This is a genomic window from Actinocatenispora rupis, from assembly GCF_016861975.1.
In the GTDB taxonomy this organism is placed as follows: Bacteria; Actinomycetota; Actinomycetes; order Mycobacteriales; family Micromonosporaceae; genus Actinocatenispora; species Actinocatenispora rupis.
This window is the reverse complement of the sequence record NZ_BOMB01000004.1, coordinates 273,475-285,634: the sequence shown is the minus strand read 5'-3', so window position 1 is coordinate 285,634 and position 12,160 is coordinate 273,475. Positions and strand designations below refer to the sequence as shown.

General features: G+C 71.1%; 14 protein-coding genes. 6 read left to right on the top strand and 8 right to left on the bottom strand.

Translation table 11 applies throughout. The features are described 5' to 3' along the window. Positions 1-38: 38 nt before the first annotated feature. On the top strand, positions 39-521 hold the full coding sequence (locus Aru02nite_RS05130) for a MarR family winged helix-turn-helix transcriptional regulator (RefSeq protein ID WP_203655280.1): 483 nt from the start codon (positions 39-41) through the stop codon (positions 519-521). Positions 522-669: 148 nt separating this feature from the next. Next, on the top strand, positions 670-1,035 hold the full coding sequence (locus Aru02nite_RS05125; RefSeq protein ID WP_203655278.1) for a TSCPD domain-containing protein: 366 nt from the start codon (positions 670-672) through the stop codon (positions 1,033-1,035). 71 nt (positions 1,036-1,106) lie between these two features. Here Aru02nite_RS05125 and Aru02nite_RS37140 read toward each other — a convergent pair whose 3' ends face one another. Next, positions 1,107-1,235 (bottom strand): hypothetical protein, encoded by a 129-nt coding sequence (locus tag Aru02nite_RS37140; protein ID WP_275408582.1) that lies wholly within the window; start codon positions 1,233-1,235, stop codon positions 1,107-1,109. Positions 1,236-1,370: 135 nt separating this feature from the next. Here Aru02nite_RS37140 and Aru02nite_RS05120 point away from each other — a divergent pair, with 135 nt between their 5' ends. Both Aru02nite_RS05120 and Aru02nite_RS05115 read left to right on the top strand, forming a co-directional pair. Further along, positions 1,371-2,225 carry an alpha/beta fold hydrolase gene (locus Aru02nite_RS05120; protein WP_203655276.1) on the top strand — a complete coding sequence of 285 codons (855 nt, stop codon included), beginning with the start codon at positions 1,371-1,373 and terminating at the stop codon, positions 2,223-2,225. A gap of 353 nt (positions 2,226-2,578) precedes the next feature. Continuing rightward, positions 2,579-3,652, top strand: a complete 1,074-nt coding sequence (locus tag Aru02nite_RS05115) for an HD domain-containing protein (RefSeq protein WP_203655275.1) — start codon at positions 2,579-2,581, stop codon at positions 3,650-3,652. A 35-nt stretch (positions 3,653-3,687) separates the two neighbouring features. On the opposite strand, the gene Aru02nite_RS05110 is transcribed toward Aru02nite_RS05115, so the two are convergent. The 3 genes from Aru02nite_RS05110 to Aru02nite_RS05100 form a co-directional block, all read right to left on the bottom strand. Then, positions 3,688-4,209, bottom strand: a complete 522-nt coding sequence (locus tag Aru02nite_RS05110) for a pyridoxamine 5'-phosphate oxidase family protein (RefSeq protein WP_203655274.1) — start codon at positions 4,207-4,209, stop codon at positions 3,688-3,690. A 234-nt stretch (positions 4,210-4,443) separates the two neighbouring features. Continuing rightward, a complete protein-coding gene (locus Aru02nite_RS05105; protein ID WP_203655273.1) occupies positions 4,444-5,409 on the bottom strand; it encodes a phosphotransferase family protein in 966 nt (321 codons plus the stop codon). Between the two features lie 970 nt (positions 5,410-6,379). After that, on the bottom strand, positions 6,380-6,925 hold the full coding sequence (locus Aru02nite_RS05100) for a CGNR zinc finger domain-containing protein (protein ID WP_203655272.1): 546 nt from the start codon (positions 6,923-6,925) through the stop codon (positions 6,380-6,382). Between the two features lie 82 nt (positions 6,926-7,007). On the opposite strand from Aru02nite_RS05100, the gene Aru02nite_RS05095 reads away from it, so the two are divergent. Further along, positions 7,008-7,517, top strand: coding sequence for a GNAT family N-acetyltransferase (locus Aru02nite_RS05095; protein WP_203655271.1), 510 nt, complete (start codon positions 7,008-7,010; stop codon positions 7,515-7,517). A 58-nt stretch (positions 7,518-7,575) separates the two neighbouring features. Here Aru02nite_RS05095 and Aru02nite_RS05090 read toward each other — a convergent pair whose 3' ends face one another. Together Aru02nite_RS05090 and Aru02nite_RS05085 are read right to left on the bottom strand one after the other, a co-directional pair. Then, positions 7,576-8,802, bottom strand: a complete 1,227-nt coding sequence (locus Aru02nite_RS05090; protein WP_203655270.1) for an MFS transporter — start codon at positions 8,800-8,802, stop codon at positions 7,576-7,578. A 148-nt stretch (positions 8,803-8,950) separates the two neighbouring features. After that, complete coding sequence (locus Aru02nite_RS05085) at positions 8,951-9,475, bottom strand: CGNR zinc finger domain-containing protein (protein ID WP_203655269.1); 525 nt, start codon at positions 9,473-9,475, stop codon at positions 8,951-8,953. A 26-nt stretch (positions 9,476-9,501) separates the two neighbouring features. Here Aru02nite_RS05085 and Aru02nite_RS05080 point away from each other — a divergent pair, with 26 nt between their 5' ends. Beyond that, the gene (locus Aru02nite_RS05080) at positions 9,502-10,728 is read left to right on the top strand and encodes an MFS transporter (protein ID WP_203655267.1); all 1,227 of its coding nucleotides are present in this window, start codon (positions 9,502-9,504) and stop codon (positions 10,726-10,728) included. A gap of 194 nt (positions 10,729-10,922) precedes the next feature. Here the strand turns inward: Aru02nite_RS05080 and Aru02nite_RS05075 are convergent, their stop codons facing one another. Both Aru02nite_RS05075 and Aru02nite_RS05070 read right to left on the bottom strand, forming a co-directional pair. Next, a complete protein-coding gene (locus Aru02nite_RS05075) occupies positions 10,923-11,708 on the bottom strand; it encodes an antibiotic biosynthesis monooxygenase (protein WP_203655266.1) in 786 nt (261 codons plus the stop codon). Beyond that, the gene (locus Aru02nite_RS05070; protein WP_203655265.1) at positions 11,705-12,022 is read right to left on the bottom strand and encodes an ArsR/SmtB family transcription factor; all 318 of its coding nucleotides are present in this window, start codon (positions 12,020-12,022) and stop codon (positions 11,705-11,707) included. The genes Aru02nite_RS05075 and Aru02nite_RS05070 overlap by 4 nt, the downstream gene beginning before the upstream one ends. Positions 12,023-12,160 lie beyond the last annotated feature (138 nt).

Sequence of the window (12,160 nt, the reverse complement as noted above, 5' to 3'; positions counted from 1 at the left end):
GTCGCCTGACGAACTAGTCGGAGGGAGGCCGCACGACGATGACGACCCGTTCCGGACCGCGGAAACGCCAGCCCACGGTGCCGCTGCCCGCCCTGCTCACGCAGGTCAGGGACATCGCCATGGGCGGACTCCACCAGCGACTCGCCGACGAGGGCTTCGACGGGATCCGGTACGTCCACGGCTCGGTCTTCCGGTTCATCGACGACGAAGGCTCGCGGCTGACCACGCTCGCCGAACGCTCCGGCCTCACCAAACAGGCCATCAGCGAACTCGTCGGCGAACTCGAAGACCACGGTTACGTCGAACGGATCGTCGACAAGGCCGACCGCCGCGCGAAGATCATCCGACTCACCGACCAGGGCAGGTTGGCCCAGTCCGCCGCCGCCCGGATACTCGCCGACGTCGAACGGCGATGGTCACGTCTTCTCGGCAAGGACGACGTCGCCGTACTGCGCCGCGCCCTGGAACAGGTCGTTGCACTCGAAACCGCCGACACGCCGCCCACGTCCGCCACGCCGTGATCCCGGCGACGACGGCAGCCACCCTCCCGCTGGGGCTCCGCGTCGACCCGAAACGCGGCGCGTCCGTGCCCGTTGACGTTGTCGTCGCCGACACGACATGTAGTGTCTGGACTTGACCTTTGGTCTAGATATTGGGTGGGAGTGTGCGATGGCGGCGACGGAGGCGGTACGGCGACGGGTTCCGCGGGAACGCGTCTCGCAGACGCGACAGTTCGTGATCGGTGGCGCCGAAGGCACCCTGACCACCGGAACCCAGGACGACGGCCAGCTCGGCGAGATCTTCCTGCGGATCGGCAAGCAGGGATCCACCCTGTCCGGGTTGGCGGAGGCGTTGTCGATCGTGACGTCCCTCGCCCTGCAGTACGGCACGCCGTTGGACCTGATCGCCCAGCACCTGCAAGGCACGCGGTTCGAACCCGCCGGGCTGACCGATGATCCGGAGGTACCGGAGGTCAGCTCCCTGCTGGACTATCTGGGACGCCGACTCGCGATCGACTTTCCGTACCGTGACTGACACCTACGGCCGTTTCGCATGGCGCTGACGTACTCGATGGTGGTGGGCCACGGTTCGCGAGGCGCGTCGCGTCAGCGTGCGGCCTGCCGGTTCCGCAGGGTCGGTGGGGTGGTGCGTGCGACAGCTGAGGCGGCGGGCAGGCCGGTCGTGCCGACGGCGTCGTGGTCCTCGACGGTGAGCACGACCTTCATCGTCGGCATCCGCTCGAACGGTTGTCGGTTCTGGTCCTGCGGCAGGACGGCTGCGTGTCTGGGAAGCGTTCCTTGGTTGAGCCCGTGATCGGTTGATGGGCGCTATGGGTTCGCATGCAGCTCGGCGGCTGGCAGACTTGCGCGATGTTCGGTGAGGGTGTCGTTCGGGTATGTGCCGATCCGGTGGTGGACTTGTTCGTGGCTGAGACGGCCGGGCCCGCGGAGCGCACTGTGCTGGTGGTTCATGGCGGCCCGGACTGGGACGGGTCGTACCTTCGTCAACCGCTGGTCGAGCTGGGTGGCGAGTGTCGGGTGGTGTTGCCCGATCTTCGGGGTTGCGGCAGGTCGACGCGAGGGTTGGCCGACGAGCAGTACTCGTGGGACCTGGTGGTGGCGGATCTGTTGGCCCTGTTGGATGCCAGGCAGGTCAAGACTGTTGACGTGGTGGGGTTTTCCACGGGCGGGAAGATCGCGCAGCGGGTGGCGTTGGCTGCGCCGGAGCGGGTGCGGCGGCTGGTGGTTGCCTCCAGCAACGTGGTGCCGGTCCCGCCGGACGCCTTCGACGGATGGCAGGAACGCGATCGGCGGCATGAAGCCGGTGCCCGTCTTGCGAACGCGGAGGGTGTGGCGGGCGTCGAGTTGACCCGGGCGTGGGCGTGGAGTTCTGCGCCGGCCAACGTGTGGCGGCCTGACAAGCTGGACGAGTATCTGCATCGGCTGGAGGGTGTGGCCTTCTCCGGGGAGTGGATGCGGCCGTATCAAGCCGGCCTGCTGTCCACAGTGCTGCCCGATGACGCCGTGGATCGGCTCGCGGCGCTGGGGATACCGATCCTGCTGCTGCACGGCCGGCAGGACATGACCTTCCCGGCCGCGTTGGCGGAGCAGGCCGCGAAGCACATCCCTTCTGCCCGAGCAGTTGTGCTGGAGCAGGCGGGCCACATGGCTCACATCGACCAACCAGACCAGTGGATCGCGGCGGTGCGAGAGTTTCTGGCGTGACGCCGATCGAGTACGGGTGCGACGCCGGCCGCCCGTTCCTCGATGCGGTCGCTCATCCAACTTTTCCCGGCGTGCTGCTGGTCCTGTCGGCAGGATCGGGGGGCCACGCCGCTGGTTGCGGCCCCGAGGCCGACCAGGTCTACACGCGTGCGGAGCACGACGACGCCGTTGTCGGCCTGTTCGTCTTCGGCTCAGCCGCCAGACAGGAGCCTCGGCGGCAGAGAAGGTGGCGACGACCTCTGAGAGCCCCGAGGCCCCAGTGCGTTGTAGTAAAAGGCGGCCCGGGCTGCATGAGATCCTTCACGATGCCTGAATCTTTCAGCAGGCCACCGTCAAGCCGACCATCAACGGCTGTGGGTTGGTTGTCGTTGGCGCGATCTGGCGGAGTTGAGATGTCGGAGAAGGATGTGCGGCCGCCCATCGGCGGCTGGCCCGATCGGGTGGGCGCGCCGCTGCCAGGCAGCACGGTTGGTGTGTCCGGGTGGTACGCCGATCCGTTGTGGGGGACTACAATCGAGCTGACGCGTGTCGAACGGGACCTGTTGGCGACCCCGCTGCTACGCCGGCTGCACTTCGTCGCCCATGCGGGCGCGGCGCGGGTTGCGACAACGCAGACCTACAGCAGGCTGGAGCACACTCTCGGCGTGTTCAGCCTGGTTGCGCACTGGCTGCCGGACGCAACCGAGCTACGGATTGCCGCGTTGCTGCACGATGTGGGGCACCTTCCGCTCAGCCACACCCTGGAAGGGCTCGCCGGTCTGGACCACCACACCATCGGGCGGGAACGGCTCGGTGAGGTGGCGGGTCTGCTGACCCGGCACGGCGTGAACGCCGCGGCGGTGGCTGACGTGCTGACCGGTGCGACGCGGTCACCTCTGGTGGGTTCCGTCGGCCAACTCAGCATCGACCACCTCGACTCGTACGTTCGCAGCGGCCGCGCCAACGGCTGGCTGTCCGTCGACCCCGGCACCATTCGTGCTGGGGTCCGGCCAACCGGCGGTGTCCTGGACACTGACCTGGGGACCGCCGCTGAGCTGGTCACGTTGGTGCGGGCCGAGGCGTACTCGCATGTGTCGTGGGACAACGTGGCCCCGGCGGCGGTGTTGCGTCGGCTCGCCGCCGTGCTGCTCGACGAGGCAGGGCCGGGTGCGTTGAGCAGGCTCACCGACGACGAGTTGTGGTTGCAGCTGCTGGCACACCCCGAGACGGCAGCCGAGACGCACCGGCTGCGCTTCGCTCCGCACGAGCTGACCATCCGGGTCGTGGATGCGGATGACCCGGCACGCAACCACAGCCTCCGCAAGATCTACCGGTCCGCGCCGCTGGTCGACGGCCAGCCGCTGGCGGAGCAGGCACCGGAACTGGAGTCGACGCTCGCCGCGCTGGACGACCTGCCCCGTCACTTCGCTGTCGACTGGGCGACGTGAGGGCGTCAGCTGCGCACCGCTACGGCGGGCAGGCTTCAGGACAAGGGCGCCCGCCACGTCTGGCGGGGGCGATAGCCGCTTCGGCGTAGCCAGTGTTCGGTGTAGACGATCCGGGTCGGGGTGATGATCGTGAGAGGGTCGTCCGGTGGATCCGACAGGGATCGGCCGCGCTCGACGTGGTCCGACTGCCGCCTGAACGCCTCCCAGTACGCGTCGGCCTCCGGCGCGGCCCGCTCGACGGTGCGCGCAGTGCCGAACAACTGGGCGCCCCGGCTGCTGGCCTGACCCACCAGCGGAGCGAAGATCGCGGCCGACACGCGCGGATCCCGGCGCAGGTTCCTCGACTTCGGGGACGCGTTCCAGCTCGTGTAGAAGACCTCGAACCCGAGGCTGTAGTAGCGCACCGGCGTCGCCGCGGGTGAACCGTCCTCGTTGACGGTTGCGACGACCGCCATGTTCTGCGTGGACAGCAGGTTCAGGATGCGTTCATCGAGCTGTGCCGGGGGCAGGTCGCGATCCGGCGCCGGGCCACTCAGCCAAGGGTTCGTCAGCGGCATGAGTACATGATCCGCCCAACGGCCACACAGCGACTGCCCGGAACCTGCCGTAGGGCAAGGGCGGTGGTCGCGTGCTGGGGCGACGCGTTTGGAGTCCAAGAGGTTGAGTGCGACCTGCAGCCCGCCGGTGGCGTCGATTCCGTTGTGCGCCAGGAAGATGCGCGCACCGGGCCCCTCAACTACCAGGCCCCTCAACTACCAGGCCCCACGCTCGTTGGGCTGATATGTCAGCTGTCATGGGGCACAGCGCCACCAGCGTCGTACGGTGACGAGTGCGTCGAGGCTGCGCAGACGGGCTGCGATCCACGAGGGCAGTGCGGGCAGGTGGAGTGCGCGGTGGAGATCGTGGGCGATGAGGGCGGCGTCGCGGATCTCGCATTCGGCGCGAAGAATGTCGGGCGGGGTTGCCGTGCGTTCGGCGATGACGTCGAGGATCCGGGCGAGGTGTTGCCCGCTGGTGACGGCCAGCAGCACCCAGTCGTCGGCCGGTACGCCGAGTCGGGCCTGTTCGAAGTCCAGCAGTGCCGTGTTGTCGTGCTCGTCGGTGAGCCAGTTGTCCCAGTCGCAGTCGGCGTGGACCGGGACGTCGGCTGCCGCGTACGGCGGGGCGTTGTCGGCGATCGCCACGAGCCCGTCGATCAGTGGTCGGGGGATGAGGGCGTCGTGGTCTGCGGCGCGGATGCGTTCGATTTGGGTGAGCAGTGCGGCCCGGCCGGTGAATCCCTCGATGACGGGTGCCTGTCGTAGGGCCTGTTCGGCGGTGCCGGTGGGTGTCCAGGTGTGGAGCTGGTCGAGCCGCTGGACGGCGTGTTCGGCCCATCGACGTACGGTCGCGGCGTCGGCGCCGGGCAGGCCGACGCCCGGACGGGTACCCGGCAGGCGGGTGAAGCAGGCGTAGCGGATCTCGCAGGTGCCCAGGCGGCGGCGTCCGGTGGCCAGCAGCGGTGCGCCGAGGCGGGGCGGCAGGTGCGGCGCGAGTGTCGTCTCCATGTTCAGCCGGTCGTGGCCGTCGGCGTCGATCAGCTTCACCACGACCTCCGTCGCCAGGTACACGTAGTGCGACAGGCTGTCGGCCGCTGTCATCGGGCCGGGATCGCGACCCAGTACCGTCTCCGCGATCGCGCGGGCCGCGTCGTGGGCGCGCCGCATGTCGTACTCGGTGGCCGCCGGCCGGTCCGGCAGCGGCCGTATCCGGCTCATCCGGCCACCCCGTCGGGACGGCGGGCGGACAGGAGAACGGCGGGGCGGTGGGCCCGTGGCGCCCGTTGCCCGACACGGTGACGGTGCATCGGCTTCTCCTCTCGTCGTGGCCCGAATGCTAGGGAGAACAGCGGTGTCGGTGCGGTTCATGCACGTCGGTTCGGCCCGCTGAGAGAGCGCCAGCCGGGCAGTGGCCTGGGGTGAACACTTTCCCCATCCACCCCACCCCGCGAGCCCGTCTACGTGGGAATGAGCGCAGCCGGCCGTCCCGTCAGGTACGAATTCCGAGCTGTCTCATTCGTGATCCCGGTCACCTTGATCCACGACGTCCGATCCAGCCAGCGGATCGGCACCACAGCCTCCCGTTCTTCCATCGCACCCGGTCCGGCAAGAGATCGGGCTTGGCTCGACTTCGCCGCTTGGCCGATGAAGGCGACAGGCAGGCCGGGTCCGGCGGCGAGGGCAACGCACCGGCTCGCGGGCGGGCTGAGGGCGGCGGTTGACAACAACGCTGGTGACACGAAAGAGACTCCGGCGACTGAACAGGTCCATGACCGCAGCTCTCCATGCGTCCGTCAGATCCGTGCATGCCGGCGACAGAGCGAGCGGACTGGGCCACACTGGCGCCGTCGGCGACGAGGCGCGGCGTCGGCATGATCCCGAGCGTTTCGACGGCCTGCGAACGCTCTCGCCACTGGCCGATGGCCGGAACCGACATGCCCCTGGGCGGAGATAAGCAGCGTTCCTGGTCTTGACGAAGGCAATGTTGCGTTCGAGGCCGGCTGGGTGAACCCGGCCTACAGTCTGCAGCGAGCCTCACCGGCCACATGAACGCGATGGGTGGTTGCCGTCGATGACAAGCAGTGCTGCGCCGCATTGCAGCTCCGGTACGGCGCGTGCGACGGCTGTGGCGGTGGAGTGGCCAGGGGGGCCGGGGCGGTGGCATCATCCGTTGATGGGGGCGTTCGGGTCATGGTTGGGCGTGGCGGCGGCGGGCGGCGGCGGTCTTGACCCGGTCCTGGCAGGCGGTCGAGCAGAAGCGCCGGATGCGGTTGCGGGTGGTGTCGACGAACAGCCGGCCGCAGCCGGGCGCGTCGCAGGCTCCGATCCGCCGGGCGTACCCGTTGGCGAGGAAGCGGGCGAGGGCTTCGGCGCAGATCGCCGACCACATGGGTACCAGGGCGGTGTCGGCCGGGTGGTGGTGGAGGCGCCATCGTCCGTGCTCGACGGCCAGGTGTGGGTGGGCGGGGTGGGTGGCCAGCAGCTTGTTGAGGCGGGTCGCGGCTGTGTCCTCGTCTCCGGTCCGCAGGTCGTCGAGTACGGGCCGGAGCTGGCCGGCGAGCGTGGTGAACCCGGCGGCGTGCCGGGGTGCGAGTCGGTGGACGGAGGGCGGGTCGACGGCGAGGATTTCGGCGAGGACCGCGCGGGTCTCGACGTTCTCCGGGCGTACGACGAGGCGGTTGACGAGGTCGATCGCGACGAGCAGGCCGGTGTCGGCGTAGGTGTCCAGGACCACGTGAGTGTCGCCCCTCCGGTCAGGTACCGTCACTGGCGTAACGATCCTACGGCAGTGACGGCGGCGGGGAAGGGTGAGTGGCGTGACGCGGAGCGCACCGGTACTGCGGGCGGCGCGGCCGTCCGACCTGCCCGCGATCGCCGCCGTCTGGGAGGCGGCGTGGCTGGACGGACATCGGGACCGCGTACCCGCCGAGCTCATGGCGGCCCGCGACCCGCGGCACTTCGCCGAGTACGCGGCCGAACGGCTCGACAGCACGGTGGTCGCCACGGACGGCGGGACCGACCTGCTGGGACTGGTCATCGTCGGGGTCGACGACGGCGAGGTGATCCAACTCGCCGTCGACCGCGCCGCGCGGGGCGCCGGGGTCGGGGCCGCCCTGCTCCGGGCCGCCGAACGCCGGATCGCGGCCACCCACCGGGAAGCGTGGCTCGCCGTGGTACCCGACAACACCGCGGCCCGGCGCCTCTACGAGCGGCACGGCTGGCGCGACAGCGGGCCGACCGTCCACCACGCCCCGACGCGTGGCGGCACCGTCGCCGTCCCGGTCCACCGGTACGTCAAAGCACTCCGGCCCGACACGACCAGCTAGCCCGCGTACCGGGACGGCGGGTCGCCGCAGCCGCCACGACGTCGGGAACGTGTGGCGGTCACGCGTCCGGCGGGACCGACCGGGTGGCGGCGGGTCGGCGCCCGGCGACCCACACGCCGCGACCGCGGTCGGCGAGCAGCAGGGCCACCGCGAGCAGCAGGGCGATGCCGGCCGCCAGTGGTGCTGCGGCGAAGGCGCCGGCCGCGCCGTACCGTTCGGCCAGGACGCCCGCGAGGGCCTGTCCCGCCGCCGTACCCAGGGGGCCGCCCGCGCAGAGGACCGTCATCGCGGTGGTGGCGCGCGACGGCGGCGCGAGCTGCTCGGTCAGCGCGTACAGGCAGGTCATGTAGGGGGCGACCGTGACGCTGGCGACCGCGACGGCCACCTCCACGGCGCCCAGCCGGGCGCCGGCGGCCAGGCAGACGGTGCCGGCCAGCAGGGCGCCGGCGAAGACGAGGTACCGCCGCCGCAGGGTGAACGCGGACGGCAGCCACGCGCAGGCCGCGCCCGCCAGCGCGCTGCCGATGCCGAACTCGGCGTACACCAGCCCGGCCAGCTCGGGCTGCGCGAGGTCGCGGGCGTACGCGGTCACGCCGGTCTGAACCGCCCCGAACACCGCGCCCATCGAGACCATCGCCACGACCATGCCGCCCAGCGCACGACGACGCAGGCGCCCGCCACCGGCCTCCGCGTGGGCGGGACCGGGCCGCGCCGGCCGGCAGTACCGTGCGGCGAACGGCACGGTGGCCGCCGCGAGCAGCAGCCCGACCCCCGCCGTGGGCGCAGTGGCCGTACCGAACGGACCGGGCAGCGGCGTCAGCAGGCCGACCAGCGCCGGCCCCAGTACGAAGCTGGTCTCGTCCGCCGCCGCCTCGTACGACAGCGCGGTCGGCACCAGCCCCGGTACGCCCCGGGCCCGCAGCAGGCGCGACCAGCGCACGCGTACCAGGGGGCCGACCTGCGGCTGGGTCAGCCCGACCAGGACGGCGGCGGCCAGCATCGCGGCGCGGCCGAGCCCGGTCGCGGCCAGCAGCAGCCCGACCGCGGCCAGGTCCGCCACGGGTACCGCGACCAGCACGGCGCGGTGGCCGAGCCGGTCGGCGAGCGTACCGACCGCGGGGCCTCCGACGGTCACGGCGACGCCCTGGGCGCCCGCGGCCAGACCCGCGAACGCGTAGCTGCCGGTCGCAGCCTGGAGGAGCATGAGCGTGGCCAGGGTGGTCATCGCGTAGGGAAGGCGCGCGAGGTATCCCAGGGCGAAGAACCCGGGGCCGGCCACGCGCACGAGAGACCGGTACGACACAGGATGCCTCCGAGCGGGCACATCGACGTGACGCGCCGCCCAGCCACCAACGCGTTGGCATCCCGATTCTGCGGCCGATCCTACCGACGAGGCCCCGGCCGGCAACGGTCCCGATCGCCGGCGGGAAGGCTCAGGTGGCCGCGGCCTTCGCCCGGTGCCGGCGGACCACGTCGCGGTTGGCGCAGGGGTGCGAGCAGTAGCGCCGGCGCCCGGTCCGCGACGTGTCGGCGAAGGATCTGGTGCATTCGGCCACGGCGCACCGCCGGAGCCGGTGCATGCCGCGACCGGTCAGGTGCAGCGCGGTACCGACCGCGAACAGCGTGTACAGCACGTCGCCGAGCGGCCGCTGCGGGTCGCGGTAGTGCAGGTGCCAGCCGGTACCGGAGTGGCGGGTCAGCCGTGGGTAGGCGGCGGCCTCGGCCAGCATCCGGTTGAGCCGGTCGGCGCGCGCCTGTTCGGTTGCCGCGTCGACGATCTCGTCCCAGGCGTCGAGGGCCTCGCGGGCACGGTCGAGGTCGTCGGCGGTCACCGGGCGTTCCAGAATGAGGCCGGCGGCGCGGCAGCGGTCCGCGAGTTCGTCGGCGCTCGCGGGGCGGCGGTTGGCGAGATCCGCGGCGAGGTTCACCGCGTCCTCGCCGTAAGGGTTGAGCCTCATAAGACCATTACACCAAGGTGGCGGGCATGGCCCGACGAACCACCCGGCACGCCAGTCCGCAGACCCGCGACCGGATGCGCTACCGCTGGATCGTGCTGGGCGTCGCCACCGCCACCCAGGCGGCAGCCGCCTTCTTCGTCAGCGGCATCGGCGCGATCAGCGTCCACCTGCAACGGTCCCTCGACCTGACCACCGCGCAGCTCGGCCTGCTGGTCACCGCCGCCCAACTCGTCCCGCTCGCGGGGCTGCTCGTCGCCGGCGGGCTGCTCGATCGGTACGGCGAGCGGTGGGTGGTCGCGATCGGCGCCGGCGTCGTCGCGGTGGCCCTCGCCGCGGGCAGCCTCTCCCCCGGGTACGCGGGCCTGCTGGTCGCGCTGCTGGTGGTCGGCGCGGGCTACAGCACGATCCAGCCGGGTGGCAGCAGGTCGGTGGCGTCCTGGTTCGCGTCGTCCCGGCGCGGTGTCGCGATGGGCATCCGGCAGGCCGGGCTACCGCTGGGCGCGGCGCTGGCGTCGAGCCTGCTGCCGCTCGTCGCCGTCCGGTACGGCTGGCGGGCGACGCTGCTGACCGGCGCGATCGTCGCGACGGTGGGAGCCGGACTGTTCGCCTGCGCGTACCGCCGGCCGCCGGCGCCACGTTCCACCGCCGGTGGCATGGCGGCGCAGGTTCGCGACCGGCCGCGCACCGTACGACGATCCACGCTGACGGTCATCCTGTCCGGTACCAGCCTGATCTCCGTGCAGTACGGCGTGAGCATCCTCGCGGTGCTCCACCTCCACGACACGTGCTCGCTCGGTACGGAGCAGGCAGCCCTGGTCCTGCTGGCATCCCAGGTCGCCGGCGCCGCGGGCCGGATCTGCCTCGCGGCGTGGAGCGACCGCAGCACCCGCGGACGCCACGCCATCGTGTGGCTTTGCATGATCGCCGTGATCATCGGGCTGGCCGTCCTGACGACACCCGCCGGACACGAGCCGGTCGTCGCCGCCGGCACCGTCGTCTGGCTCGGATTCTTCGGCTTCGGCTGGTACGGCCCGTGGGTTGCCCACGTCGCCGAAACGGCCCCACCGCACCGGACCGGCCTCACCCTCGGACTCGCCATGTCCGCCAACCAGATCGCCGTCGTCACCGTGCCACCCGGGCTCGGCCTGCTCGTCGACCTCACCGGCAGCTACACGCCGGTCTGGGCGTCCCTGTCCCTGCTGGTTGTCGTCGCGTTGGCGTTGTCGGTCGGGCTGCAGCGCCGCGCGTCCTGACCTCGGCAGGCTCGAACCTCGTCCTGCGTTGGGCCAGCCGGGCGGCGAGCGGGCTGATTTCCACGGCGATCCGCGCCGCGTCGCGCCGGCTTCACCCCAGCCGCGCGCAGTACCCGCAGTGGCCGGCGGCGAAGACCAGACGCTTCGTCAGGGTCTGTCTCGGACCGCTCAGCGGCGGGACGGTCGTGGCGAGCTCAGTGCGTCGAGTTCTCGGTGGGCTCGGTGGGCGTGTGGGGGTTGAGGAGGAAGGCTTGGCGGGGCCGCAGCTCGCCTTCGACGATCTCGTCCGGGCGACGTGGCGTGATGCCGGTGGCCCAGAAGGCTTGCGGCGATTCCCATCGCGAGTAGCCCACCAGGCAGCGGCCGTCCTCGCTCAGCAGCGGCGGGTCGACGCCGAGGCAGCCTGGCTGGCTCTGCATCGCGGATCGCATCCCGTTCATGGAGGCGGCGAGCTGGTCGCGGTGTTCGGGGGCGGGCCAGTGCAACACCATGAAGACGCACGGCGAGTCGGCGGTGGTGGCGGCGGTGTCGGCGAACCCGGCCAGGCTCCAGCCCGAGCCGACCGCGTCGCGCATGCCTTCCCAGCCGTCACCGTGTCGGTCGAGATGCCGATGCGTGAGTACGACGTGCGTCTGGTCCGGACCGGTCGCGGTGAAGGTGATCTCGACTTCGCTGGTCCTGGTCGGGTCGGTCTCCAGTTGCCAGCGGGTGTTGATGTCCCAGCTGAAGCACACGCGGGTGGGCGGCTCGTAGGCGAGTACCCGGGCCCAGCGACACTCGCTGCCGTCGACGCCGTGGTCGATGATGTGCCCGCCGACCCACGGCTGGAACTCCATGCTGGCCAGCGGGGCGTCGAGAATGTGCTTGTCGGCGTCCCACCAGCTGCCGATGCCGGCGGTGAAGACCCGGAACGCGTGGGCGACGGGGGCGGCGACGTCGACGGACGTCGACACCGAAGTGGTGCTTGTCTGGGTGGTCATGACGGCTCCTCAGCGGATTGTTCGGCGGCCGTCTGGAACGCCCGCAGCGAGCGTGTCCAGAAGGCGTCGAAGTAGGCCCGCATGATCTGAAGCGTGTGCGGGTCGACGCGGTAGATGCGCTTGGTGCCCACCGCCTGGTCCGTGACGAGCCCGGCGGATTTGAGCACCTTCAGATGTTGGGAGACCGCCGAACGGGTGATGGGCAAGCCTGCGGCGATCTCACCGACCGAGCCCGGTGACTCGGCGACACGCTCGAAGATCGTCCGCCGGGTCGGCTCTCCCAGCGCATCGAGAACGCTACGAGCGTTAGCCATGACTAACGAAAGTAGGCGCTAACAGAAGGACCTGTCAAGGGCCGCCAGGATCGGCAGGCCGGCGTGGTCCCACAACTGAGCGAAGCGGCGCTGGAGACCGAAGCGCCAGCGGCCTGCCAGCGGGTACCACCGACGGCG

Bases quoted from the DNA above. Each gene is read 5' to 3' on its own strand.
- Aru02nite_RS05130 (WP_203655280.1), top strand. From the start codon at position 39: ATGACGACCCGTTCCGGACCGCGGAAACGCCAGCCCACGGTGCCGCTG.
- Aru02nite_RS05125 (WP_203655278.1), top strand. From the start codon at position 670: ATGGCGGCGACGGAGGCGGTACGGCGACGGGTTCCGCGGGAACGCGTC.
- Aru02nite_RS37140 (WP_275408582.1), bottom strand. From the start codon at position 1,235: ATGCCGACGATGAAGGTCGTGCTCACCGTCGAGGACCACGACGCCGTC.
- Aru02nite_RS05120 (WP_203655276.1), top strand. From the start codon at position 1,371: ATGTTCGGTGAGGGTGTCGTTCGGGTATGTGCCGATCCGGTGGTGGAC.
- Aru02nite_RS05110 (WP_203655274.1), bottom strand. From the start codon at position 4,209: ATGCCGCTGACGAACCCTTGGCTGAGTGGCCCGGCGCCGGATCGCGAC.
- Aru02nite_RS05105 (WP_203655273.1), bottom strand. From the start codon at position 5,409: ATGAGCCGGATACGGCCGCTGCCGGACCGGCCGGCGGCCACCGAGTAC.
- Aru02nite_RS05085 (WP_203655269.1), bottom strand. From the start codon at position 9,475: ATGAGGCTCAACCCTTACGGCGAGGACGCGGTGAACCTCGCCGCGGAT.
- Aru02nite_RS05080 (WP_203655267.1), top strand. From the start codon at position 9,502: ATGGCCCGACGAACCACCCGGCACGCCAGTCCGCAGACCCGCGACCGG.
- Aru02nite_RS05075 (WP_203655266.1), bottom strand. From the start codon at position 11,708: ATGACCACCCAGACAAGCACCACTTCGGTGTCGACGTCCGTCGACGTC.
- Aru02nite_RS05070 (WP_203655265.1), bottom strand. From the start codon at position 12,022: ATGGCTAACGCTCGTAGCGTTCTCGATGCGCTGGGAGAGCCGACCCGG.